At 72.1% G+C, this 22,515-nt stretch carries 18 protein-coding genes; 2 read left to right on the forward strand and 16 right to left on the reverse strand.

Annotated elements, in window-relative coordinates; translation table 11 throughout:
- Positions 1–123: 123 nt before the first annotated feature.
- On the reverse strand, positions 124–2,340 hold the full coding sequence (locus JOD66_RS09845; protein WP_204836695.1) for a cytochrome P450/oxidoreductase: 2,217 nt from the start codon (positions 2,338–2,340) through the stop codon (positions 124–126).
- A 143-nt stretch (positions 2,341–2,483) separates the two neighbouring features.
- Here JOD66_RS09845 and JOD66_RS09850 point away from each other — a divergent pair, with 143 nt between their 5' ends.
- On the forward strand, positions 2,484–3,593 hold the full coding sequence (locus tag JOD66_RS09850; RefSeq protein ID WP_204836696.1) for an NDMA-dependent alcohol dehydrogenase: 1,110 nt from the start codon (positions 2,484–2,486) through the stop codon (positions 3,591–3,593).
- 272 nt (positions 3,594–3,865) lie between these two features.
- Here JOD66_RS09850 and JOD66_RS09855 read toward each other — a convergent pair whose 3' ends face one another.
- Genes JOD66_RS09855 through JOD66_RS09870 form a run of 4 tightly spaced genes read right to left on the reverse strand, consistent with a single transcriptional unit; the run spans position 3,866 to position 8,654 of the window.
- The gene (locus JOD66_RS09855; RefSeq protein WP_204836697.1) at positions 3,866–4,774 is read right to left on the reverse strand and encodes an ABC transporter permease; all 909 of its coding nucleotides are present in this window, start codon (positions 4,772–4,774) and stop codon (positions 3,866–3,868) included.
- A gap of 1 nt (position 4,775) precedes the next feature.
- Positions 4,776–5,960 (reverse strand): ABC transporter permease subunit, encoded by a 1,185-nt coding sequence (locus JOD66_RS09860; protein ID WP_204836698.1) that lies wholly within the window; start codon positions 5,958–5,960, stop codon positions 4,776–4,778.
- Positions 5,957–7,504, reverse strand: a complete 1,548-nt coding sequence (locus tag JOD66_RS09865) for an ABC transporter ATP-binding protein (RefSeq protein ID WP_204836699.1) — start codon at positions 7,502–7,504, stop codon at positions 5,957–5,959. The genes JOD66_RS09860 and JOD66_RS09865 overlap by 4 nt, the downstream gene beginning before the upstream one ends.
- A 40-nt stretch (positions 7,505–7,544) precedes the next feature.
- On the reverse strand, positions 7,545–8,654 hold the full coding sequence (locus JOD66_RS09870; RefSeq protein WP_204836700.1) for a BMP family ABC transporter substrate-binding protein: 1,110 nt from the start codon (positions 8,652–8,654) through the stop codon (positions 7,545–7,547).
- Between the two features lie 211 nt (positions 8,655–8,865).
- On the opposite strand from JOD66_RS09870, the gene JOD66_RS09875 reads away from it, so the two are divergent.
- Complete coding sequence (locus tag JOD66_RS09875; protein WP_204836701.1) at positions 8,866–10,341, forward strand: aldehyde dehydrogenase family protein; 1,476 nt, start codon at positions 8,866–8,868, stop codon at positions 10,339–10,341.
- A gap of 82 nt (positions 10,342–10,423) precedes the next feature.
- Here the strand turns inward: JOD66_RS09875 and JOD66_RS09880 are convergent, their stop codons facing one another.
- The 11 genes from JOD66_RS09880 to JOD66_RS09930 all read right to left on the reverse strand — a co-directional run bounded on the left by JOD66_RS09880 (position 10,424) and on the right by JOD66_RS09930 (position 22,442).
- Positions 10,424–11,428, reverse strand: coding sequence for an ABC transporter substrate-binding protein (locus JOD66_RS09880; RefSeq protein ID WP_204836702.1), 1,005 nt, complete (start codon positions 11,426–11,428; stop codon positions 10,424–10,426).
- 10 nt (positions 11,429–11,438) lie between these two features.
- Positions 11,439–12,215, reverse strand: coding sequence for an ABC transporter ATP-binding protein (locus tag JOD66_RS09885; RefSeq protein WP_204836703.1), 777 nt, complete (start codon positions 12,213–12,215; stop codon positions 11,439–11,441).
- Positions 12,216–12,236: 21 nt separating this feature from the next.
- Positions 12,237–13,052, reverse strand: a complete 816-nt coding sequence (locus JOD66_RS09890) for an ABC transporter permease (RefSeq protein WP_204836704.1) — start codon at positions 13,050–13,052, stop codon at positions 12,237–12,239.
- Entirely contained in the window at positions 13,045–13,812 is a 768-nt protein-coding gene (locus JOD66_RS09895; protein WP_204836705.1) for an ABC transporter permease, read from the reverse strand. Before JOD66_RS09895 ends, JOD66_RS09890 begins: the two co-directional genes overlap by 8 nt.
- Before the next feature lie 218 nt (positions 13,813–14,030).
- Positions 14,031–15,512, reverse strand: a complete 1,482-nt coding sequence (locus JOD66_RS09900; protein ID WP_204836706.1) for an amidohydrolase family protein — start codon at positions 15,510–15,512, stop codon at positions 14,031–14,033.
- On the reverse strand, positions 15,509–16,108 hold the full coding sequence (locus JOD66_RS09905) for a thiamine pyrophosphate-dependent enzyme (protein ID WP_204836707.1): 600 nt from the start codon (positions 16,106–16,108) through the stop codon (positions 15,509–15,511). Before JOD66_RS09905 ends, JOD66_RS09900 begins: the two co-directional genes overlap by 4 nt.
- Positions 16,105–16,629 (reverse strand): thiamine pyrophosphate-binding protein, encoded by a 525-nt coding sequence (locus tag JOD66_RS09910; RefSeq protein ID WP_204836708.1) that lies wholly within the window; start codon positions 16,627–16,629, stop codon positions 16,105–16,107. Before JOD66_RS09910 ends, JOD66_RS09905 begins: the two co-directional genes overlap by 4 nt.
- Positions 16,622–19,969 (reverse strand): molybdopterin cofactor-binding domain-containing protein, encoded by a 3,348-nt coding sequence (locus JOD66_RS09915; protein WP_204836709.1) that lies wholly within the window; start codon positions 19,967–19,969, stop codon positions 16,622–16,624. Before JOD66_RS09915 ends, JOD66_RS09910 begins: the two co-directional genes overlap by 8 nt.
- Entirely contained in the window at positions 19,966–20,430 is a 465-nt protein-coding gene (locus JOD66_RS09920) for a (2Fe-2S)-binding protein (protein ID WP_204836710.1), read from the reverse strand. Before JOD66_RS09920 ends, JOD66_RS09915 begins: the two co-directional genes overlap by 4 nt.
- Entirely contained in the window at positions 20,423–21,058 is a 636-nt protein-coding gene (locus JOD66_RS09925; protein ID WP_204836711.1) for a cysteine hydrolase family protein, read from the reverse strand. The genes JOD66_RS09920 and JOD66_RS09925 overlap by 8 nt, the downstream gene beginning before the upstream one ends.
- Complete coding sequence (locus JOD66_RS09930) at positions 21,048–22,442, reverse strand: dihydroorotase (protein WP_204836712.1); 1,395 nt, start codon at positions 22,440–22,442, stop codon at positions 21,048–21,050. The genes JOD66_RS09925 and JOD66_RS09930 overlap by 11 nt, the downstream gene beginning before the upstream one ends.
- Between the last annotated feature and the right edge of the window lie 73 nt (positions 22,443–22,515).

A 22,515-nucleotide genomic window follows, 5' to 3' on the forward strand; every position in this document is an offset into this window, starting at 1 on the left:
ATGGCACGAGCGCTCGCCACGCCCGGGCGAAGGCTCAGAACCCGCCTGCGGACAGGGATTCCGGGCAGCACGAACACCCGGCACCGCGACGGCGGCACCGGGTGTTCGACGAACGCGACAGGACTACAGGTCGAGGACCAGCTTGGGGGTGCAGGACCTGCTGACGCAGATCATCATGGAGCGGCCGGTGGCCTGCTCGGCCTCGCTGAGCACCTCGTCGCGATGGTCGGGGGCGCCCTCGAGCACCCGCGTCTCGCACGAGCCGCAGAAGCCCTTCTCGCAGTCGTAGGCGATGCCGGGCACGGCCTCCCGGATCACCTCGATCAGCCGCTTGTCGACCGGAACGTCGACAGTGACGCCGGTACGACGCAGCTCGACCTCGAAGGGCACGTTGCCCTCGGTGGAGGTGAGCCGAGCCTCCATCTCGTCGCTGGCGGCGAAGCGCTCCACGTGGAGGTCACGGCCGCGACCGAGCTCGTCGCACACCCGCTGCACCTCGGCGATCATCGCGCCCGGGCCGCAGCAGTAGATCGCGGTGCCGGCGGGCGTGGCCGCGATCGCGCCGTGCAGGTCGGGGAGGCCGTGCTCGTCCTGGGGCACCAGGTCCACCTCGATGCCGGGCAGGGCGCTCAGCTCGTCGGCGAACGCCATGGTGCCGCGCGAGCGGCCGCCGTAGAGCACCCGCGCGGGCCGGCCGCGCGTCGACAGGTCCCGCGCCATCGCCAGGATCGGCGTCACGCCGATGCCGCCGGCGATGAGCAGGTGGCCGTCGGCGTCCACGAGCGGGAAGTGGTTGCGTGGGCCGCGGACGGTGAGCTCGCGGCCGGCGACCGCGATCTCGTGCAGCTCCTCGGAGCCACCGCGCCCTTCACGCTCGCGCAGCACCGCGAACCGGTACGACGCCGGGTCGGCGCCGCACAGCGAGTACTGCCGCAGCCGGCCGGACGGCAGCCGCACCTCGAGATGGGCGCCCGGCTGCCAGCGCGGCAGCGTCCCGCCGTCGGCGGCACGCACGGTGATCGCGACGACGTCGTCGGCAACCACGTCGACGGCGTCGAGGACCACGTCGTAGGTCTCCGCGCCGTGGCTGGCGCCCTGGAACCGGTCGACCCGGTCGCCCACCCGCGGACCGGGCGTGAAGGTCGCCGGGATGACGTCCCAGCCCATGTGGTTGCCCCGCGAGGCGTAGCCGACGACGCCGGCGCGGTCGACCTTGTAGTCCGGCAGCCGGGTGAGGACCTGGTGGATCATCTCCTGGAACATCGCCCGCGCCAGGTGCGCCCCCGGGCAGCGGTGGGTGCCGATGCCGAAGGTGAGATGGCGACTGGCGTCGCGGTCGAGGCGCACCTCGTGGGGCTCGCTGAACACCTCGGGGTCGTGGTTGGCCGCGAACCACGGCACCAGCACCCGCTCGCCCGCCCTGACCGGGCAGCCGCCGATCTCGGTGTCGGTGGTCGTCGTACGGGACATGGCGGTGACCGAGCCGTAGCGACGCAGGAACTCGTCGGTGCCGTCGACCAGCAGGTCGGGCGCGTCGATGAGCTGCTGGCGCATCTCGGGATGCTCGTCGAGGTGGACCAGGACCGAGCCGGTGAGCGAGGTCGTGGTGTCGACGCCGCCGGTGATGGCGATGCCGATGACCGAGAACAGCTCGGCGTCGGTGAACTCCGAGCCGTCGGCCTTGCGCTCGGCGATCAGCCGGCTGATCACGTCGTCACCCGGGTGGGCGCGGCGCTCGGCGATCAGCTCGGCGAGGCGCTTCTCCATGTAGGCCATGCCCTCGTAGGCGCGCTGGGCCCGCTCGCTGCCGGGCTCGGAGGTGAAGACGTCGTGGATCGGGCGACCGATCCGCATCCAGTCCTCCTCGGGGAAGCCGATCCAGTCGAGGGTGACGGCACTGGGCAGCGGGTTGGTGAGCACCTCGACCAGGTCGACGCTGCCCGACTCGATGAACTCGTCGACGATCCGCGAGGCATGGCGCGCGATCATCGGGCGCAGCTCGTCGACCGCGGCGGGCGAGAGGATCAGGTCGAGCAGCCGGCGGTACTCCACGTTGTCCGGCGGGTCCAGCTCGAGCGGCTGCTGCATGTTGCCCCCGAACGGACCGCTCGGGATCACGATGGCCGTGCCCTCCAGGTTGCCCGCCGCGCGGGTGGAAGAGAACAGCGCGTCGTTGCGCGCGACGTGGAAGACGTCGGCGTACCGGGTGAGGTAGACGTAGCCGTTCTCGTGGGCGTCGGACCGACCGACCGGGCACTTGTCGCGGAAGGCCGCGTAGTAGCCGACGATGTCGTCGCGGCATTCGGCCGAATGGTGGTCGAACTTCTCGTAGGTTGACATACCTGTCCCTCTGCCGTGTGAGCCAACTCTCGAGCGAGCCTAGGCCGTCTCGCAAGGTGAGTCAACGTCTTGCATTGCGCAATGACCCGACGTCCTTTACGGTCGGGACAAAGACGCGCACGGACCCGAGAAGGACACTGCACATGCGAACCAGAGGCGCCATCGTCCGCACCGCCCCCGGCCCCTACGAGGTGGTCGACCTCGACGTCGCCGACCCGGCCGAGGGGGAGGTCCAGGTCCGCCTGGCCGCCGCCGGGCTGTGCCACTCCGACGACCACATCGCGGTCGGCGACTCCCCCGTCGCGATCTACCCCTTCGCGCTCGGCCACGAGGGCGCCGGTGTCGTCACCCAGGTGGGCCGCGGGGTCACCGGCCTCGCCGAGGGCGACCACGTGATCTTCTCGTTCCTGCCCGCCTGCGGCCGCTGCCGCTGGTGCGCCAGCGGGATGCAGAACCTGTGCGACGAGGGCGGCAAGGTGTGGATGGCGCCCGAGGTGCCGCGCGTCCACCTCGCCGACGGCGGCGCCCCGGTCGGCCAGATGTGCGGTGTCTCCGCCTTCCTGGAGACGACCACCGTCGACGCGCGCTCCGTCGTACGCATCGACCCGGACCTGCCGCTCGACAAGGCCTGCCTGGTCGGCTGCGGCGTCGCCACCGGCTGGGGCGCGGCGGTCAACTCGGCCGCCGTCCGCCCGGGCCAGGTCGTCATCGTGATGGGCATCGGCGGCATCGGCATCAACGCCGTCCAAGGTGCCGTCCACGCGGGCGCCACCACCGTCATCGCCGTCGACCCCGTCGACTTCAAGCGCGAGGAGGCCAAGCGCTTCGGCGCGACCCACGCCTTCGCGACGATGGACGAGGCCGCCGAGATCGCCCGCGAGCACACCAACGGCCAGGGCGCCGACGCCGCGATCGTGACCGTCGGCGTCGTCACCGGCGAGCACGTCGGCGCGGCCTTCGCCGCCATCCGCAAGGGCGGCACGGCCGTCGTCACCGGCCTCGGCGACAACGCTGCCGTCGGCGCCCCGATCAGCCTCACCGAGCTCACGCTCTACCAGAAGCGGCTCCAGGGCTCGCTGTTCGGCCAGTGCAACCCGACCGCCGACATCCCGGCGCTGCTCGACATGTACCGCGCCGGCGCGCTCAAGCTCGACGAGATCGTGACCCGGACCTACGCGCTCGACGAGATCGGGCAGGGGTACGCCGACCTGCACGCCGGGCGCAACCTGCGCGGGGTCGTGCTCTTCGACTGATCGCGCAGCAGACGCCCGACCCGACAACGGGGCCGCATCCACCCGGATGCGGCCCCGTTGTGGCGGGTGGCGCGGGGCGCGGGACCTGCGCCCGCCGGCCCGCCGCGGCATGTAACACGCTGTCCACCCGTCTAGGCGGCGCTCGTCAGCAGAAAACGCCCTCGAAACGGCCTCAGGGCGCTGACAACCGCCAGGTAGTCGGGTGGACAGCGTGTTACATCGCTGCCTGCCCGCCCCGCAGGACCGACCGCGAACCCGGCCGGGGGCTCCCGCTACCGCGCCGGCGCGAACGGCTGACCGAGCGCGAGCGGCCGCCTCGACCGCGCCCCGAGGAGCGCGAGCGACACCAGCGCCAGCAGGTACGGCGTGGCCGCGAGCAGCTGCGGCGACACGGAGTACCCGATCGCGGGGAGGGCGAGCTGCAGGCCCTGGGCGACGCCGAAGACGAAGCAGGCGCCGATGACGCCGCGCAGCATCCAACCGCCGAAGATGACCGCCGCGATGACGATGTAGCCGCGGCCGGCGGTCATGCCGCTGGTGAACGAGCCGGACTGGAAGACCGACAGGTAGGCGCCGCCCAGGCCGGCGCAGAAGCCGCAGAAGAGCAGCGCCTGGCGGCGACGGGCGTTGACGTCGACGCCGGTGAGGTCGCCGGCGACCGGGTCGTCGCCGGCGGCGCGCAGCTCGAGCCCGAACCGCCGCCGGCGCACCCACCAGATCAGCAGGAGCAGGGGCAGCAGCAGGTAGACGACCCACGGCTGGACGAAGAACGCCTTGCCGACGACCGGCAGCTCGGAGAGCAGCGGGATCCGCCACGCCGAGCCGGCGGGGATGTCGAGCACGGTCGTCGACAGGAGGTAGTTGGTCACGCCGAGCACCAGCACGTTGAGCGAGAGCCCCACGACATAGGTGTTGAGCTGCAGCCGGTGGCTGAGGTTGCCGTGCACGAAGGCGACCACGAGCGCCGCGGCCACGCCGCAGAGCAGGCCGACGATCGGCGAGCCCGAGGCGGAGGCGCCGTACGCCGCCGCGAACGCGGAGCCGAGCATCATCCCCTCGACGGAGAGGTTGAAGGTGCCGGCCCGCTGGGCGACGTACTCCCCCAGCCCGGCGAACAGCAGCGGCACCGTCAGCGGCACCGACGCGGTCAGGATCGTCTCGAGGTCCGTCGTCAGGTTCATCTCAGGCCTCCACGGCGCGGCGGATCCGGCGGCGCCGCAGCGCCGCGAGCAGGACGGGGGGACACAGCAGCGCGACCACGATCGCGGCGGTGATGACGTTCACGATGTCGACAGGTACGCCGTCGCCGCCGAGCAGGCCGCCGCCCGCGACCATCGCGCCGAAGACGAGCGCGAGCAGGACGCTGACACCTGCGTTGGTGCGCGCGGCGAGGGCGATGAGCAGGCCGCTCCACCCGATGGAGCTGGAGACGCCGGGGTTGAGCTGGAAGCTCTGCCCCATCAGGATCGCCGCGCCCGCGGCGCCGGCGAAGGCACCGGAGGCGGCGACGGCGAGCGAGCCGAGTCGTGGCGCGCTGATGCCGATCGTGCCCGCCACGGTGGGGTTCTGGCCGAGGATCCGGAGCCGGTAGCCGGCGTGCGCCGACGACAGGAACCACGCGACCAGGACGGCGGCGACCAGGGCCAGCACGAACGCGAACGGCACGTCGACCCCGAGCACGTGGATCGTCGGCAGCATCGCCTTCTCCGGCACCCGCGGCGACTGCGATGCCGTGCCGGCACCGAGCGAGCCGGCGTCGCCCTTGTCGTGGAGCGGGCCGTCGCCGGAGATCAGCCCGGTCAGCAGCTGCTCGGCGAGGAACACCAGCAGCAGCGAGCTGACCACGATGTCGACACCGCGCGTGAACTTGAGCAGCGCGGCGAGCAGCGCCCAGGCCGCGCCGGCCAGCGCGGCGGCGACGAACCCGAGGACGATGGTCAGCGGGCCGGACGCGTCGACATGGAAGACCACGAACCCGGCGCCGATCGCGCCCAGGGTGACCTGACCCTCCTGGCCGATGTTGAACTGCCCGGCCCGCATGCAGATCACGGCGCCGACGGCGACGAGCAGCAGCGGGGCCGCGGCGGTCAGCAGGTAGCCGATCGAGATGGTGCTGCCGATGCTGCCCTCGAACAGGTTGCGCAGGATCACGCCCGGGTCGTGGCCGGTGGCCCAGCCCAGCAGCAGGCCGACGCTGATGCCGAGCGCGAGGAACACCAGGAAGGCGAGCACCTGCTCGGCGGCCGGACGGGCACCCGACCGGAGCGAGCCGAGCAAGCGCTCCGTCGCGGCATCGGCACCGGTGGGTGACGGCGGGACGGGCGGGCCGCCCTGCGTCGCGGTCGGCTCGGAGACCTCGGTGCTCATGCGGACACTCCTCCCATCAGCAGGCCGAGCCGTTCCGGGTCGGCCTCGGCGCGGGACAGCTCCCCCTGGATCCGCCCCCGGTAGATCACGGCGATGCGGTCGGACAGCTGCAGGATCTCGTTCAGGTCCGAGGAGATGAGCAGGACGGCGACCCCCGAGGCCGCCGCCTCCCGCATCCGCTGGTGCAGGTCGGCGACCGCACCGACGTCCAGTCCCCGGGTGGGCTGGGCGAGCACCAGCACCGACGGCGCCGCGGAGAGCTCCCGGGCCAGCACCACCTTCTGCTGGTTGCCGCCCGAGAGCGAGCGCATCGGCTGGTCGACCGACGCGACCGCGATGTCGTACTCCTCGACCAAGCGCTCGGCCAGACCGCGCAGCCGACGACGCGAGACCACGCCCGCCCGCGAGAGCGAGCGCAGTCCGGCCAGGGCCAGGTTGTCGGCGACCGACATGTCGAGGATGCAGCCCGACGTCTTCCGGTCCTCCGGTACGACGCCCACGCCGGCCTTGCGGGTCGAGCCCGGCCGCCCGACGGGGATCCGCCGCCCGTGCACGCGGAGCTCGCCGCCCTGCAGGGACAGCGACCCCGCGAGCAGCCCGGACAGCCACTGCTGGCCGTTGCCCTCGACCCCGGCCAGGCCCACGATCTCCCCGGCGCGCAGCTCCAGGTCGAGCTCGTCCAGACCGGGCGGGGCGCCGTCGTACGACGGGGTGCGGGCGCCCACGATGCTGAGGACCGGCGGCGCGTCGGCGAGCGGCGCAGACACCGGCGCCTCCTCGACCCGCACCGGGGCGGCGCCGATCGCGGCGGCGACGTCGGTCGTACCGGGCAGGTCGCGGCCGATCATGTGGCGGGCCAGGTCGGCCACGGGCGTCTCCGCGGGGATCACCCGGGAGACGACGCGGCCGCCCCGCATCACCGTGGCCCGGTTCGCCACCGCGGTGATCTCGGCCAGGTTGTGGCTGATCAGGATGACCGAGCAGTCACCCTGCTCGACCAGCCCGCGCAGCATGGTGAACAGCGAGCGCGACTCCTGCCGGGTCAGCACGGCCGTCGGCTCGTCGAGCACGAGGAGCCGCGGCTGGTCGATCAGGCAGGTGACCAGCTCGACCCGCTGCTGCTCGCCGACGCTCAGGTCGCCGACCATCGCGCGGGGCGAGACCTCGAGGCCGAACCGCTCGCTGACCGCCTGGATCTGGGCCATGGTGCGGACCCGGTCGACCGGACCGCCGCCGCTGAGCACGACGTTCTCCCAGACCGACAGCGTGGGAATGAGGCTGTAGTGCTGGTGCACCATCCGGACGCCGAGATCGCGGGCCGCGTTGGGATCGCGGATCGTGGCCGGAGTCCCCGCCAGGCTGACCTCGCCGCGGTCGGCGCGGACCAGCCCGAGCAGGATGTTCATCAGCGTGGACTTGCCGGCGCCGTTCTGGCCGAGCAGCCCGTGGATCTCCCCCGGCGCGACCTCGAGGTCGACGTCGAGGCAGGCCGGGACCCCGTTGAAGTGCTTGGTGATGCCGGCCATGCGGAGCGCCGGCGCCACCGCCTCCACCTCCGGTCCAGAACGAGCAGTCATCGCCGGGTCAGGACGCGCCGGCCAGGCCGAACAGGTCGATCTTGCCGCCGTTGACGTCGGCGAGCGCCTGGTCGATGGCCTGGCTCATCGGGTCCTTGCCGTCGCCGGCGCCGTCGCACGCGTGCACCGCGGGGACGGGGTCGACGCCCAGCCGCCAGTTGCGGGTCACGCCCAGCTCGAGCTTGCCGTCGGCGAAGAGGTCGAGCATCGGGGCCAGGTAGTAGCCGGGGGCGAAGACCACCTCGCCGATGAAGTCGCCGTCGGTCGAGTCGCAGAAGGTCTTCGGGGAGCCGAGCACCGGGATGCCGGACTCCTTGGCCTTCTTGGCGACCGCGATCGTCGGGGCGCCGAAGTACGGGTAGACGGCCCCGATGCCCTGCGAGACCTGGGCGTTGAAGCCCTCGACCGCCTTGCCGACGTCGATCTGGTCGCCGGTATAGGTCTCCACGACCTCGGCGTCCGGGACCTGCGCCTGCACGCCGGCCTTGAACACCTTGCCGATGGTGGTGTTGAACGGCGCCGCGATCCCCGAGAGGAAGCCGGTCTTCTTGATGTCGTTGGCCTTCATGTACGCACCCATCGCGACCCCGGCGACGTAGGCGTAGTCGAGGCCGACGTCGTAGGACTGGGTGAAGGTGGCGTCCTGCTCCGGTGAGCCGTAGCCACCCTGCAGGTAGAAGAAGGTGTCCTTGCACAGCGGGTTGGACGCGGCGGTGACGGCCTGGGCGAGCTGCGCGTCGCCGATCACGATCAGGTCGACCCGCTGGCGGCACAGGTTCTCCGCGGCGGTGACCGCCTGGGTGAGCGGGACCAGGCCCTGCACCGTGTACTTCCAGTCGTGCTGCTCGGCGGCGTAGGCGACCGCGTCCGCGGTGCTCTGGTAGTAGGTGCCGTCGTTGGTGTCACCCGAGGTGATGACGCCGATCGACACCTTGCCGTCGCCGTTCATGTCCGGCTGGCCCTTCGGGATGCTGCCCTCGCCCAGCCACTGCTCCGCGGTGGCGGTACCGGGCTCACCCACGGTCGCGCCGCGGGCGACCGCGAACGGGTCGGGGCCGTCGAAGCCCTTCTTCTTGGGCTCGTCGCTCGACGAGCCACAGCCTGCGGTCGCAAGCATCGCGACCGCGATGCAGGCTGCTGAGAACTTCTGGATTCGCATGTTTCTCCGCCCTCGATCCATCCGAGTAGTGCGTGACTTGCGGGTCGTTCCGACCTAGGTCCGAGTGCCTGTCGGCCGAGCCCCGGGACTGCGCCAGCATGCACCAGCCCGTCTCGCAATGCAACACATCATCTTGACTAATGTGAACGGCGGGCCGGACGATCAGGTCGTGAGCATCGATGGGAAGACCCCCGCGACGGCCGCTCCGAGCGGCGACCACCTCGGCACCTTCATCGGCGGCAGCTGGCTCGAACGCGAGTCCTCCTTCGACTCCGTCGACCCCGCCACCGGCGAGGCGTTCGGGCAGATCTCGGCCAGCGAGGTCGCCGATGTCGACCGGGCGGTCGCCGCCGCCCGCGCGGCCGCACGCGACTGGGCCCGCACCTCACCCTCCGAACGCGGGGCGATCCTCGGCCGCTGGGCCGGACTGGTGTTCCAGAACCAGGACCGGCTCGCCGCCCTCGAGGCCCGCGACGTCGGCAAGCCGCTCTCCGGCGGCCTCCTCAACGTCCAGATCGCCGGCTCGATCCTGCAGTTCACCGCCGGCGCGGCCGACAAGCTGACCGGCGCCACCCTGCCCACCCGGTCACCCGACTACTTCGGCTTCACCCGCCGCGAGCCGCACGGCGTCTGCGCGATCGTGCTGCCCTGGAACGTCCCCGCGGTCCTGGGCGCGGCGAACCTGGCCCCCGCCCTGGCCGCCGGGAACACCGTCGTGCTGAAGCCGTCGGAGGTCGCGCCGCTCGTCATCCACGCGCTGGTCGAGCTCGGCGAGGAGGCCGGCCTCCCGCCCGGCGTGCTCAACGTCCTCACCGGCGTGGGCGCCGAGCTCGGCGCCACCCTGGTCGGCCATCCCGGCGTCGACCACATCAGCTTCGTCGGCTCGGTGGCCACCGGCCGCCTCGTCATGCAGGCCGCCGCCCAGAACCTGACGCCGCTCAAGGTGGAGCTCGGCGGCAAGTCGCCGAACCTGGTGTTCGCGGACGCGGACCTGGACGTCGCCGTCCCCGCGATCGTGCGGTCGATCACCGAGAACGCCGGCCAGAACTGCAACGCCGGCTCCCGCCTGCTGGTGCACGCCGACGTCGCCGACGACGTGCGCTCGCGGGTCGTCGCCGCGATGGCCGAGGTCCGCATCGGTGCCTGGCACGAGGACCTCGACATGGGCCCGCTGGTCAACGCCGTCCAGCACGCCCGGGTCAGCGGCCTGGTCTCCTCCGCCCTCGGCGACGGCGTCGAGCTGCTCCTCGGCGGCGGGCGCCCGTCGGGCCACGCGGACGGCAGCTTCCTCGCCCCCACGGTGCTGTCCGTCACCGACCGCACCGCGCCCATCGTCGGCCAGGAGATCTTCGGCCCCGTCCTGACCGTCGAGACCTTCACCGACGACGCGGACGCCCTCGCTCTCGCCAACGGCACCGACTTCGGCCTGCTCGCCTGCATCTGGACCGGCGACGTCTCCCGCGCGCTGCGGATGGCCGGGGAGATCGGCGCCGGACAGGTCTCGGTCAACCAGTTCTCCGACGCCGGCGTGATCGGGATGCCGTTCAACATGGCCAAGCAGAGCGGGTTCTCGTCGGGAAACGGGTACCGGGGGATGTACGAGTTCACCCGCGAGAAGGCGGTCGCGGTCAAGCTGTTGGGCTGACGGACCGCCATCCCGCGGAACGGCGGGGATCGGACGAGCCTGGCTCATCCGATCCCCGCCGTTGCCGTCGGCCCTGGGGCGCCTACTTCGTCTCGACGAACGACGGCACGAAGTCCTCCGGCGCCGGCGGGTCGTCGAGCCGGCCCTGGTCGACCAGGATGGCGCCCATCCGCTCGAGCGCGTCGGTGTCGACCTTGGCCTCGTAGATGTTCTCGGGCAGTGTCTCGAGCACGGCGGCATCCTGCTTGCACTGGGCGGAGGCGATGGCGAAGCGCTCGTCATCGTTGGCCGGATCGTTGAACGCGGCGTTGGTCTCGATGAGGGCGTCCTGGAAGGCCGTGAGCTCCTTCTCCTTGTCCTTCGCCTCCTTGCCGGTCGCGACGTACCCGGCGAAGACCAGGCCCTCGCCCTCGCCGACGGCGACATAGGGGTCACCGAGGCTGACCAGGCCGAGCTTGGGATCGACGTTCTGGGCGGGGACCTGGGCGGCCGCGACCTTGCCGGAGGCGACCGCGGAAGCCAGCTCGTTGAACGGCAGGGCGACGAACTTGACGGTGCCGGGGTCGCCGCCGTTGAGCTTCATCCACTGGCTCGAGATGATCTGGTTGATCCCGCCGACCTCGTTGACGCCGATGGTCTTGCCCTCGAGGTCGGCCGCCTTCGCGACGCCGCCGTCCTTCGCGACGACCATGGCGTTGGCGGCGTCGGCCTCGTTGGTGGTGGTCTCGTACGCCGTGGCGATCCACTTGAGGTCGAGGCCCTGGTCGATGGCGAGCATGGTGGAGAACGGGTTGGCGAAGGCCAGGTCGATGTCGCCGCTCTGCAGGGCGGTGAGGGCGGCGGCGCCGCCGGTCGACTTGACCAGCTCCACCTCGACGCCGTGGTCGGCGAACAGGCCCTTCTCCTGGGCCCAGTAGACGACCTCGTTGCACAGGCCGAGGGTGGTCACCCGCAGCGTGCCTCCACCGGCGTCGCCGCCGTCGTCGTCCGAGGAGCCACAGGCCGACAGGGTGGCGGCGCCGGCGATGCCGAGGACGGCGACGACGGAGAGCCGTCGGCGCAGGGAGGATGACGGACGAGCACTCATGGCGCGCCTTTCAGTGAGAGGGGGTGTCGGGCCGCATCACGAGGCGGAACACCTCGCTGCGGAGCTTGGCGAAGCGGGCGTCCAGCTTCGTCTCGACCTGGTCCCGCGGGCGGGGGAGGTCGACGGTGAGGTCGGCGACGATCCGGCCCGGATTCGCCGCCAGTACGACGATCCGGTCGGCCATGTAGACCGACTCGTCGATGTCGTGGGTCACGAAAGCCACGGTGACGTCGTACTCGTGCCGGACCCGCAGGACGAGGTCCTCGAGGTCGGCCCGGGTCTGGGCGTCGACCGCGGCGAACGGCTCGTCCATCAGCATCACGGTCGGCTCGGTGACCAGGGCGCGGGCGATGGCGACCCGCTGCTGCATGCCGCCGGACATCTCCCAGGGATACATCTCCCCCTTGCCGTCGAGACCGACCGACGCGAGCGCGTGCTCGACGCGGGAGCGCTGCTCGCTCTTGCTCAGCCGCGCGGCGTTGAGCGCGGTGGTGAGATTGCGGCGCACGCTCATCCAGGGGAACAGCGAGCGGCTGTAGTCCTGGAAGACGACGGACAGCCCGGCCGGCGGACCGGTGACCGGCTCGTCTCCGAGCCGGATCTCGCCGCTGCTGGGGCGGAGCAGCCCGGCCATCATCATGAGCAAGGTCGACTTGCCGCAGCCGGAGGGCCCGACGATGCTGACGAACTCCCGCGCGTGCACGGTCAGCGAGGTCTCGGTGAGCACCTCCTTGGCCGCGTCGCCACGGCCGTAGGACTTGCGGACTCGGTCCACGACGACGTTCATCGGTTCACTCCCTGTCGGTGGTCACAGCGCGTCGAGGCCGGTACGACGCTGCCAGCGCAGCAGTCGCGTCTCGACCTTGCCGAAGGCCAGGTTGAGGACGATCCCGATCAGGCCGATCAGGACGAAGGCCGACCACATGTCGAGGTAGCGGAAGCTCGACTGGGCGACCACGATCTGGAAGCCGAGGCCCTCGGTGGTGGCGTACAGCTCGGAGATCACCATCAGGATCAGCCCGATGCCGAGGCTCACCCGCAGCCCGGCGAGGATCTGCGGGGCCGCGGCCGGGATGATCACGCGGCGATACAGCGTCCAGCGCGAGACGCGCATGCTCCGGGCGCTGCGCAGCCACATCGGGTCGACGCCGGCGACGCCGTCGGCGGTGTTGATCATGACCACCCACACGCTGCCGAGGAAGATCAGGAAGACGTTCATGCTGCTGGCCACGCCGAAGATCTGCACCGCGACCGGAAGCAGCACGGTGTTGGGGATCGCGGCGAAGAACCGCACCACCGGGCCGTACATCTGCGCGATCACGCGGCTGCGCCCGAGCACGACGCCGGCGGCGATCCCGACCACGACGGCCAGCCCCCAGCCGCGCGCGAAGCGGTACAGGCTGGTCGTGACCTCGCTCCAGAACAGGTCGGAGAGGAAGAGCTGAGACGCCGGCCCGCCGAGCCAGACATCGCCGAAGTTCCCGAGGATCCGCGAGATCGGCGGCACGAAGAGCGACTCACTGGTCCGTCCGTAGATCTCCCACAGCGCCAGCACGAGGGCCAGCAGCCACAGACTCCCCGCGCTCGCGGCGGTACGCCGGAGGGCGGCCCGGGTCCTAGTCATGGTGCACCCACCTCACCAGCCGGCGCTCGGCCCGGACCAGCCCGGAGAACAGCAACGCACCGGCGGTGCCGAGCAGCAGGACGCCCGCGTACACGACCTCCGGACGCGAGGCCTGCGTGTACTGGACGAGCACCGTGCCGACGCCGTACCGCGCGCCGAGGAGCTCGGTGGAGATGACGACGACCAGCGCGATGCCGACGGCGACCCGGACCCCGGTGAGGATCGAGGGCAGCGCGCTCGGGAGGGTGACCAGCGCCTGTTGGCGCCACCATCCCCAACGCAGCGAGCGGGCCACGTCGCGGCGCATCGGCTCGGTGGTGGCGACGCCGTAGATGGTGTTGATCAGGATCGGCCAGACCACGGCGTACAACCCGATGGAGACCTTCATCTCCATGCCGAGCCCGAAGATCAGCACGCCGATCGGGATCAGGGCGGTGGCCGGCACCGAGCGGAAGGTGTTGACCACGACCATCGTCGGGCGCTGCAGGAAGGCGAAGCTGCTCGCCACCAGGCCGACCGCCACCGCGACCAGCGAGCCGACCAGCACCGTGATCGCCGTGGCCAGGGCGCTGTCGAGGGCCCCGGCGAGGAAGTCGTGGTCGCTGAGGATCGTGGGCAGCGCGCCGAGCACCGACCACGGGCCGGGCAGTGACGAGCGGGGCACGACGTCGACGGAGCCGAGCAGCTGCCACAGGAGCAGCAGGCTCACCACCCCGGCCACGCCGAGGACGCCACGGACGGCGGCTTGGTCGCTCTGCATCGGACCCCCTGGCGAGGACGGCGAGATCTCCGGGACGTGACCGGGGTCACGTTGCGACGAACCTAGAGCGCCCAGCAGAGCGTGTCAACATGCAATCCGACATCTCGCATAGCAATATGCGTTCGGATCGCTGCCCAGCGCTGTAACACGCTGTCCACGGGCCGAAATCAGCTGTGACACGCCGTCCCAGCGACGTGGACGGCGTGTTGCAGCTCGGATCAGTGGCAGGCTCCCCCGCCGCCGCCGACCGCGGCCTCGACCTGCTCCAGCACCGGGCGCACCTCCTCGAACCGCGCCAGCCGGGCCGGGAGGGTGGTCCAGATCCGCTCGGCGATGGAGCGGGCCTCGGCGCGGATCGCGTCCTCGTCGATGCCCGGGAAGCGGCGGTCCACGAGCACGCCCTCGCCGGCGACGTAGACGCTGCGCACGGCGGCGCCGAGCTCGGCGTACGCGAGCTGGTGGCGCAGCTGCTCGGCGGGCGCCGGCCAGACGTGGTCGGTGTCGATCACGGTGAGGTCGGCGGCGGCGCCGACGGCCAGGCGGCCGACGGGGGCGCCCAGGGCGGCCGCGCCGTGGTTCCAGCACATGCCCAGGCCGTCGTTCGCCGTCGGCCAGGTCTCCGGCGGACCCTGGACGCGGTGCAGGATCGTGGAGAGCTTCAGGGTCTCGAACATGTTCTGGGTGTCATTGCTCGACGCGCCGTCGGAGCCGATCGCGACCTTCGCGCCGGCCGCGAGCAGCGCCGGCACCGGCGCTACGCCCGCGCCCAGCTTGAGGTTGCTCGCCGGGTTGTGGACGGCGACCGCGTCGGTCTGCGCGAACAGCTCGATCTCCTCGGGGCTCAGCCAGATCGCGTGCGCGAAGGATGCCCAGTCCTGCAGGGCGTCGAGCTTGGCGAGGAACTCCACCGTGGAGACGCCGTAGCGCTGCTGCGCCATCCGCACCTGCGACTGCGCGGAGAGCAGGTGCGTCTGCATCCGTACGCCGCGCGTGCGCGCCGTCTCCACGCTCGCCTCGAACAGCTCGGTCGAGCACCGCGGCAGCGACGACGGCCCGAGCAGCGGCTGCAGCAGCGGCGAGCGCCCCTGCCAGCGGTCCACGAAGCGGTTGGCCGCCGCGAGGACCACGTCAGGCGCGGCGACGGGCGGCTTGCGCAGGTCGGCGCCGCCGGGGACGAGGTCGACCGGGATGGACGAGAAGAAGTCGAGGTCGGAGTACTGGATCGCCACGTTGGCGCGCATCCCGAGATCGGCGTACGCCCGCATGATCGCGTCCATGCCGTCGTCGACCCACTCGTTGTCGGAGCGGGCGCAGTCGAGCACGGAGGTGGCACCGCTGCGGACCATCTCGATCGCGCCCACCATCGCCGACACGTAGAGGTCGCGCGGAGAGAGTCGCGCCCCCGCGCCGCCGTACGACGCGACCACCATCCATGCGTCGAGGGGCAGCGCGTCGCACAGGCCCTTCTCGATGGTCTGGTTGGAATGGGTGTGCGCGTTGACCAGGCCCGGGATGAGCAGGTCTCCGCCGAGGTCGGTCGACTCGACCGCACCGGCCGCCGCGCCCACGCGGGCGAGCAAGCGCTCGGCCGCGCCGGGGCCGAGGTCGGCGATCACGCCGTCCACGATCACCACGTCGCCGAGCTCACCGCCGTGCTCGAGGTCCAGCAGCCGAGCGTTGCGCAGCAGCCGTGTCGTCATCCTTCTCCACCCTTCGATCGTTCCCAGTTCGCCAGTGCCGTACGGAACTGCTGCTGCGCCTCTGCTCCCGAGACCTCCCCCGGCCCGCCGTACGGCGACGGCTCGGTGTCGACCTCGACGACGACCACGCCCGGGCCGGTGGCCGTGAGCAGCTCGTCGATGACACCCCGCAGCTCGGCCGGGTCGGTGTCGCGGGCGACGGTCCGCGCGAACGGCCAGCCGGCGCCGCGCGCGATGGCCGCCAGGTCGGCGAGCGCGCCGGCCGCCAGCGGCTGGCCGCCGCCCGTCTCGTAGCGGCCGTTGTTGAAGACCACGACCCGCAGATTCGCGGGCGCGGCGTCGGCGATGGCGAGCAGCGAGCCGAGGTTCATCACCAGGTCGCCGTCGCCCTCGAGCAGCAGCAGCCCCAGGTCCGGCCGCGCCAGCGCGGCGCCGAGCGCGAGGCCGGGCGCCGCGCCCATCGGGTCGGACGCGTAGAAGGTCGGGTTCGGTCCGCCGTGCTCGCGCCAGGCGCGCCCGGCGCTGCCGAGGCTCGCCACGACGACGTGGTCGGGAGCCGCGGCGGCCACCGCCGCGGCCACGTCGGCGCGCTTCACGGCCGCTCCCCGAGCAGCGCCGCCTTCGAGCAGAGCAGCACGACCGGCCGCCGCTGCAGCCAGGCCTGCTCGCTGGCGCGCTCGAACAGCCAGTCGTCGTCCGGTCCGTCGACGTGGTGGACGCTCAGCCCGGCCGCGGCGGCCACGCCGGCGGTCACCTGGCCCTTGTACGCCTGGTAGTAGAAGCCGTCCTCGGCCCCGCCCCGCGCGGCCGCGACCACCACGAGCGGCAGCTCGTGGTGGTGCGCGAACGCGGCCAGCACGTTGGCCGACAGCAGGACGCCGGCGTTCTGGCACAGCACCGCTGAGCGCAACCCCATCAGCGCGGCACCGCCGGCGATCGCGACGGCGTCGTCCTCACGGGTCACGCGTACGTCGACCAGGGCCGGGTCCGCGACCACTTCGCCGATCAGCGGGCTCAGCCAGCTGTCGGGCAGGTACGCCGCCAGGCCCACTCCGCCCGCCTTGAGCCGGTCGACGATGGCCGCGCCTCGCGCGGTCGCGATGTCGACGTCAGTCATCGAACTCCTCCTCATCGAGCAACCGCTTGGTCGCCTGTCGGGCCAGGCCGACAGCAGCGTCGAGCTTCCATCGGTTCCCGGGCAGTGGATGGGCCTCCCAGGAGAGGTCCTGGTCGAGCACGGCGGCCACCGCGTCGGGCGTCGGCAGGGTGCCGGCGAGCGCCCGCCCGAGCCGCGGCGGCTGCCAGGGCTTGGGGGCGAGACCGCCGAAGACATAGCGCGCGGTCGTCCAGCGGCCGTCGGCCCCGGGTTGCGCGCACGCGGCCAGCGAGACGAGCGCGAAGTCGCCGTCCCACTGCTGCACCTTGACGAAGACACCCCGTCCGGTGAGCGCGGACGCCGGCAGCAGCACCGCCTCCACCAGCTCGCCAGGCGCCAGGTCCAGCTCCCCAGGACCCGCGTAGAGACGGGGGATCGAGACCTCGCGGCTGCCCGACGGCCCGGTGACCACGACCGTCGCCGACAGCGCGTCGAAGACGGTCGCCAGGTCGGAGGGCGTGACCGCCTGACAGCGGTGGGCGCCGATGGCGGCGTGGTGCAGCCGGTGGTCGCCGTCGACGGCGTAGCAGGGACAGCTCACCCCACCGCGCTGGTAGCAGTCGAAGCCGTTGCGGAAGAACCAGCAGCGCTTCTCCTGGCCGAGGTTCCCGGCGACCGTGGCGACCTCGCGGATCTGCGCGGACGCGATCGTCCCGACCGCGGAGGCGATCATCGGCACCCGGCCCTCGGCCCACGTGGCGAGCTCGGTCAGCGTCACCGCGGCGCCGATCCGCCAGTCTCCACCAGGGGCCTGCGTGATCTCGCGCATCGCGGCCACGCCGCGGGTCCCGACCAGAACGGTCGGGAACAGCAGTCCCTGGTCGCGCTGCACCAGCACGTCGGTACCGCCGCCGATCGCCGTCGCGTCGGGCGCGGCCAGCTCGGCCACGGCCTCCGCGACCGTCTCCGGGAGGGCGACCCGCTCCACCGGCCGCGGGTTACGACGACGCGCGAAGCGAGTCCCCCAGCGGTCCAGCAGCAGGTGGATGCCGTAGGGGTAGAGGGCGCGGAACAGCCCGATCTGCCAGCGGCCCGGCCGCCGGGCCAGGTGGTGCCTCCGCGCTGGCCGGCCCTGGCGCTCACGCAGTGCCGACAGCACGACGTCGGGCGTCAGCGGCAGCTCCCGGAACCGGATGCCGGTCGCGTCGTACACCGCGTTGAGCAGGGCCGGCGCCGCGGGGATCAGCGCGATCTCACCGACGCTCTTCGCATCGAACGGCCCCGCCGGCTCCGGGCCCTCGACCAGCCCGACGTCGATCGAGGGGACCGTCGTTGCTCGCGGCAGCGGATAGTGGACGTAGCCGCCGTTGACCAGCCGGCCGCCCTCGTAGTGGAGCTTCTCCCCCAGCGCGGCACCCAGGCCCTGCACCGCGCCGCCGATGATCTGGCCCTCGACCAGCGCGGGGTTGATCGCCCGGCCGATGTCGTGGACGGCGGCATAGCCGAGCACGCTGATCACGCCGGTGTCCGGGTCGACCTCGACCTCGACCGCGTGCGCGGCGTAGGCATAGGTCGCCGAGATGTTGGGGCGCTCGATCCCGGTCCAGTAGGGCTGCATCCTCGGCTCGACGTACTCGGTGTCGATCCGCAGCGAGCCGTCGACCAGGCTCTCGATCGGGATGCCGTCGGTGGCCGAGACGACCTGCCCGTCGCGCAGCGTCACCTGGTCGGTCCCGAGCTTGGCCGCGCCGAGCTCGCACAGCCGCGCGGCCATCGCCTCCGCGCTCTGGCGGACGGCATGCCCGCCCATGTGCGTGCCGCGCGAGGACCAGGCGCCCATGTCGGGCGGGGTCTCGTCCCAGTCGGCCATGATCACGCCGACCCGGTCCATCGGTACGCCGAGCACGTCGGCCGCGATCTGCCCCAGGATGGTGCGCTGGCCGGTGCCGGCGTCCGCGCCGCCGAAGCGGACCACGACCTCGCCGGTGCCGCGCACCTCGATGCCCGCGGCGCTGGTGTTGCCGCCGGGATAGGCGTAGGAGCCGCTGGCGTGCATGCCCGACGAGACGCCCACGCCCCGGTAGGGACGGCGGTCCGGGCCGCGCTTGGCGTCCCAGCCGATCCGGTCGCGGACCTCGGCGAGGCACTCGCGCAGCCGGTTGGAGCCGACCCGCGAGCCGGAGAGCTGGATGGTGTCGGGCAGACCGGAGTTGGCGATCCGGAAGTCGATCGGGTCCTGGCCGCACTGCTCGGCGAGCTCGTCCATCAGTGTCTCGAGCCCGATCGCGGTCTGCGGCTGGCCGTAGCCGCGGAACTGGCCGCCGGGCACGAGGTTGGTGTCGACCAGGCGGGCGTCCCAGCGGACCGCGTCGGGGCGGTACATCGAGCCGAGCTGCTTGATGCCGGCCCGCATCACCGACGGGCCGTAGTGGTTGTAGGCGCCGTTGTCGACGTCGATCCGTGCGTCGAGGAAGCACAGCCGCCCGTCGGCGTCGGCGGCCGCGGTGAGCTCGGTGGTGAAGGCGTGACGCGGCTTGGTGAACGAGAACTCCTCGGCGCGGGTCAGCTCGAGCAGCACCGGCCGACCGCACTTCATCGACAGCGCGGCGGCGAGCGCCTCGTGCTCGGAGATCTTCGACTTGGAGCCGAATCCCCCGCCCACGGCGACGTCGCGGCACACGACCTGGTCGAGCTCGAGCCCGAACAGCCCGGCCAGCTCGTGGACGACGAAGTGCGGGGCCTGGCTGGAGGTCCACAGCTCCAGGCGCTCGTCGTGCCACCAGGCGATGGTGGTGTTGGGCTCCATGCAGACATGGGTGACGCGCGGGTAGTGGAAGGTGCCGCTCGCGGTGAACGCCGCGTTCGCCTCGGCGAGGTCGACGTCACCCCAGTGCTCGGCGGTCGCGACCGCGACATTGGGCCCGTCGGCGCGGTCGTGGAGCAGCGGCGCGCCGGGGGCGAGCGCATCGGGGACGGTGAGCACGGCCTTGCGCCGGCGATAGCGGACCTTGATGGCGCGGATCGCCTCGTCCGCCGCCTCCGCGGTCTCGGCGGCGACGGCGGCGACCTCGTGGCCGACGTACAGGACCCGGTCGACGGCCAGCGGTGGCCGGTCGGAGTAGGGGCCGCCGCTGTGCTCGTAGAGCCGGCCGGCGGGGAAGTCGGCGGCGGTGACGACGGCGTGGACGCCGGGCACGCGCAGCGCCGCGGAGACGTCGAGACGCTTGATGTCCGCGTGCGGCAGCGGGGAGCGGAGGACGCGCGCGACCAGGGTGCCCTCGGGTGGCCGGTCGGCGGCGTACCGCGCGGTCCCGGAGGTCTTCTCGGCCCAGTCGAGCGGGCGGGTCGACCGGCCGATCATCGGGCGTCCCGCCGGCTCTCGGCGACGGCGCAGACCGCGTCGACGATCTGGCGATATCCCGTGCAGCGGCAGACATTGCCCGACATCGCGCGCACGATGTCGGCGCGGTCGCGGTCGACGGACTCACGGAGCACCGCCTCGGCTCGGACCACCTGACCGGGTGTGCAGAAGCCGCACTGGAAGGCGGCATGGTCCGCGAACGCGGCGCGCAGGTCGGCAGCCTCGTCGCCGAGACCGGCCGCGGTGGTCACCTCGTCGGTCACCAGCGCGGCCGGCGTGGTGCAGGACATCACGGCGCGGTCGCCGACCAGCACGGTGCAGGCGCCGCACTCACCGCGACCGCACGCCTGCTTCGCCGAGAAGTTCCCCGCACCGCGCAGGACCTCCAGCAGGGAAGCGCCCGGGGCGCCGGCCGGGACGACGTCGCCGTCGACCCGGAGCCCGGCGCCGAGGTCAGCCATCGAGGGCGGCGGTCAACCCGGGCAGATCGGTGACGACGCCGTGGAAGCGCTCGATGCTCGCCAGGGTCGCGGCATGAGCGGCGTCGTCGGAGTCGGCGACGCACTCGGCCGGGACGACGACGTCGAAGTCCCGGGCGTAGGCGTCGCGGATCGTCGAGTCCACGCAGAAGCTGGTGGTCGTACCGGTGACCACGAGCACCTGCACGTCCTTCATCCGCAGCTCGACCTCGAGCGTGGTCTGGAAGAAGGCGCTCGAGCGGTGCTTGACCACGACCTCGTCGCGGTCCTCCTTGATCGCCTTCATCTCGTCGAGCAGCTCGGCGTCCCAGGTGCCGCGGCGGCACAGCTCGAGCTTGACCCCCCGGCGCTCCAGGTGGGACGGGATCCGGCGGCGCGCGCGGAGCACGTCGTCGTCGTAGTGGACCTGCTGGGTGAACCAGACGGGGATGTCGAGCCGGTGCGCCAGGTCGATCGTCCGCTGCACGGCGGGGATGATCGCCTGCGGGCTCTTCACGGCGTCCGCGCCGAACGCCTGGCCCCGCGACCCCTCGGGGTGACAGAAGCCGTTCTGCATGTCGACCACGAGCAGGCCCACGTCCCGCGGGTCGAGCTTCACGCTAAGCGGCATGCCAGTTCCTCTCCTTGTCCTTGTCGGGTTCGGGCTTCGCGACCACCTGGCCGCTGCCCGGCTGCGCCAGCACCTCGCCGTCGCGGTAGATCACGTCGCCGCGGCGCATGGTCAGCGTCGGCCAGCCGCGCAGCGGCACGCCCTCGAAGGCGCTGACGAACTCGCTCTGCGTGACGTCGGGACCGACGACCTTCTCGGTCTCCAGGTCGACGATCACCAGGTCGGCGTCGGCGCCGACCTGGATCGCGCCCTTGGTCGGCGCCAGGCCGAACAGCCGGGCGGGGTTGTAGGCCATCGTCTCGGCGACCTTCTCGATCGCGATCCGGCCCTTGAGCACGCCCTCGGTGAGGACGACGGGCAGCATCGTGGCGAGGCCCGCGAAGCCGGGCGCCTCCTCCCAGATGCCCTTGCCGGACTTGGGGATCGGGACGTGGTCGGAGCCGATGGTCGAGATCCAGCCCTCGCGCAGGCCCCGCCACAGCTCGGCCTGGTGCTCGCTGTTGCGCAGTGCCGGCGCGACCTTGCCGACGCCGGAGCCGGCCAGGCGCTGGTCGTCGGCGGTGAGCGCGAGGTAGTGGGGGCAGGTCTCCAGGACGACGACTCGGCCCTTGCGCCGCGACTCGGCCGCCGCGTCGACGGCCATGCCGACCGTCGTGTGCGGCACGTAGAGCGGGCACTCCTGCAGGTCGGCGAGCCAGATCGCGCGCAGCAGGTCCTGCTCCTCGACGAAGTCGGGCCGCGACGCGCTGTAGGCCGCCAGGTCGTCGCCGCCGGACTCCTTCACCTTGGCGGTCAGGTGGCAGACCAGGGAGTCGTCCTCGCAGTGGACCATGCACCAGCCGTAGGGGCCGAGGTCGCGGATCTTCTCCATCGCGGCGTAGAGCACGGCGTCGTTGACCGACACCAGGCCGATCGGGTTCCCGGGCTCGTAGCCGCCCATGTAGAACTTGAAGCTCGTCACGCCGAACTCCTCGGCGTACCGGGGGATCTCCTCCACCTGCTCCATCGTCGAGATGATGAAGTGGAACTGGGTGTCCACCAGCATGCGCGTCTTCGCGGTCTCGAGCTCGGCCGGGAAGGTGTCGAGGAAGGTCGACGGCGAGCGGCGGTACTGCAGCACCGTCGTCACCCCGCCCACCGCGGCGCACGCCGTCTCGGACGCGAAGATCTCCGACAGCGGCCGGCCGCCGCCGAGGTGGACGTGCGGGTCGACGATGCCCGGCAGCACGTACCTGCCCTGGGCGTCGATCCGCTCGTCGGCCTCCGGGAGCACGCTCTCGTCGGCTAGGGCGACGATGCGACCGTCCTTGACGGCGATCGCCGCGTCGATGACGCCGCTGGGGCTGACGATCCGCCCGTTCGCGACGATGGTGTCCACGCGCATCTGGCCTCCAGTTCCCGCTCCTCGGGGAGCGAAATCTCGCCTTGCCGACGCACCGGCCTGGGCCACGGATCGT

The organism is Nocardioides nitrophenolicus, assembly GCF_016907515.1.
Lineage (GTDB): Bacteria > Actinomycetota > Actinomycetes > Propionibacteriales > Nocardioidaceae > Nocardioides > Nocardioides nitrophenolicus.

Coding starts and splice junctions, on each gene's coding strand:
- JOD66_RS09895 (WP_204836705.1), bottom strand. CDS start 13,812: ATGCAGAGCGACCAAGCCGCCGTCCGTGGCGTCCTCGGCGTGGCCGGG.
- JOD66_RS09900 (WP_204836706.1), bottom strand. CDS start 15,512: ATGACGACACGGCTGCTGCGCAACGCTCGGCTGCTGGACCTCGAGCAC.
- JOD66_RS09920 (WP_204836710.1), bottom strand. CDS start 20,430: ATGGCTGACCTCGGCGCCGGGCTCCGGGTCGACGGCGACGTCGTCCCG.
- JOD66_RS09890 (WP_204836704.1), bottom strand. CDS start 13,052: ATGACTAGGACCCGGGCCGCCCTCCGGCGTACCGCCGCGAGCGCGGGG.
- JOD66_RS09880 (WP_204836702.1), bottom strand. CDS start 11,428: ATGAGTGCTCGTCCGTCATCCTCCCTGCGCCGACGGCTCTCCGTCGTC.
- JOD66_RS09910 (WP_204836708.1), bottom strand. CDS start 16,629: ATGACTGACGTCGACATCGCGACCGCGCGAGGCGCGGCCATCGTCGAC.
- JOD66_RS09915 (WP_204836709.1), bottom strand. CDS start 19,969: ATGATCGGCCGGTCGACCCGCCCGCTCGACTGGGCCGAGAAGACCTCC.
- JOD66_RS09850 (WP_204836696.1), top strand. CDS start 2,484: ATGCGAACCAGAGGCGCCATCGTCCGCACCGCCCCCGGCCCCTACGAG.
- JOD66_RS09930 (WP_204836712.1), bottom strand. CDS start 22,442: ATGCGCGTGGACACCATCGTCGCGAACGGGCGGATCGTCAGCCCCAGC.
- JOD66_RS09870 (WP_204836700.1), bottom strand. CDS start 8,654: ATGCTTGCGACCGCAGGCTGTGGCTCGTCGAGCGACGAGCCCAAGAAG.
- JOD66_RS09855 (WP_204836697.1), bottom strand. CDS start 4,774: ATGAACCTGACGACGGACCTCGAGACGATCCTGACCGCGTCGGTGCCG.
- JOD66_RS09885 (WP_204836703.1), bottom strand. CDS start 12,215: ATGAACGTCGTCGTGGACCGAGTCCGCAAGTCCTACGGCCGTGGCGAC.
- JOD66_RS09860 (WP_204836698.1), bottom strand. CDS start 5,960: ATGAGCACCGAGGTCTCCGAGCCGACCGCGACGCAGGGCGGCCCGCCC.
- JOD66_RS09925 (WP_204836711.1), bottom strand. CDS start 21,058: ATGCCGCTTAGCGTGAAGCTCGACCCGCGGGACGTGGGCCTGCTCGTG.
- JOD66_RS09845 (WP_204836695.1), bottom strand. CDS start 2,340: ATGTCAACCTACGAGAAGTTCGACCACCATTCGGCCGAATGCCGCGAC.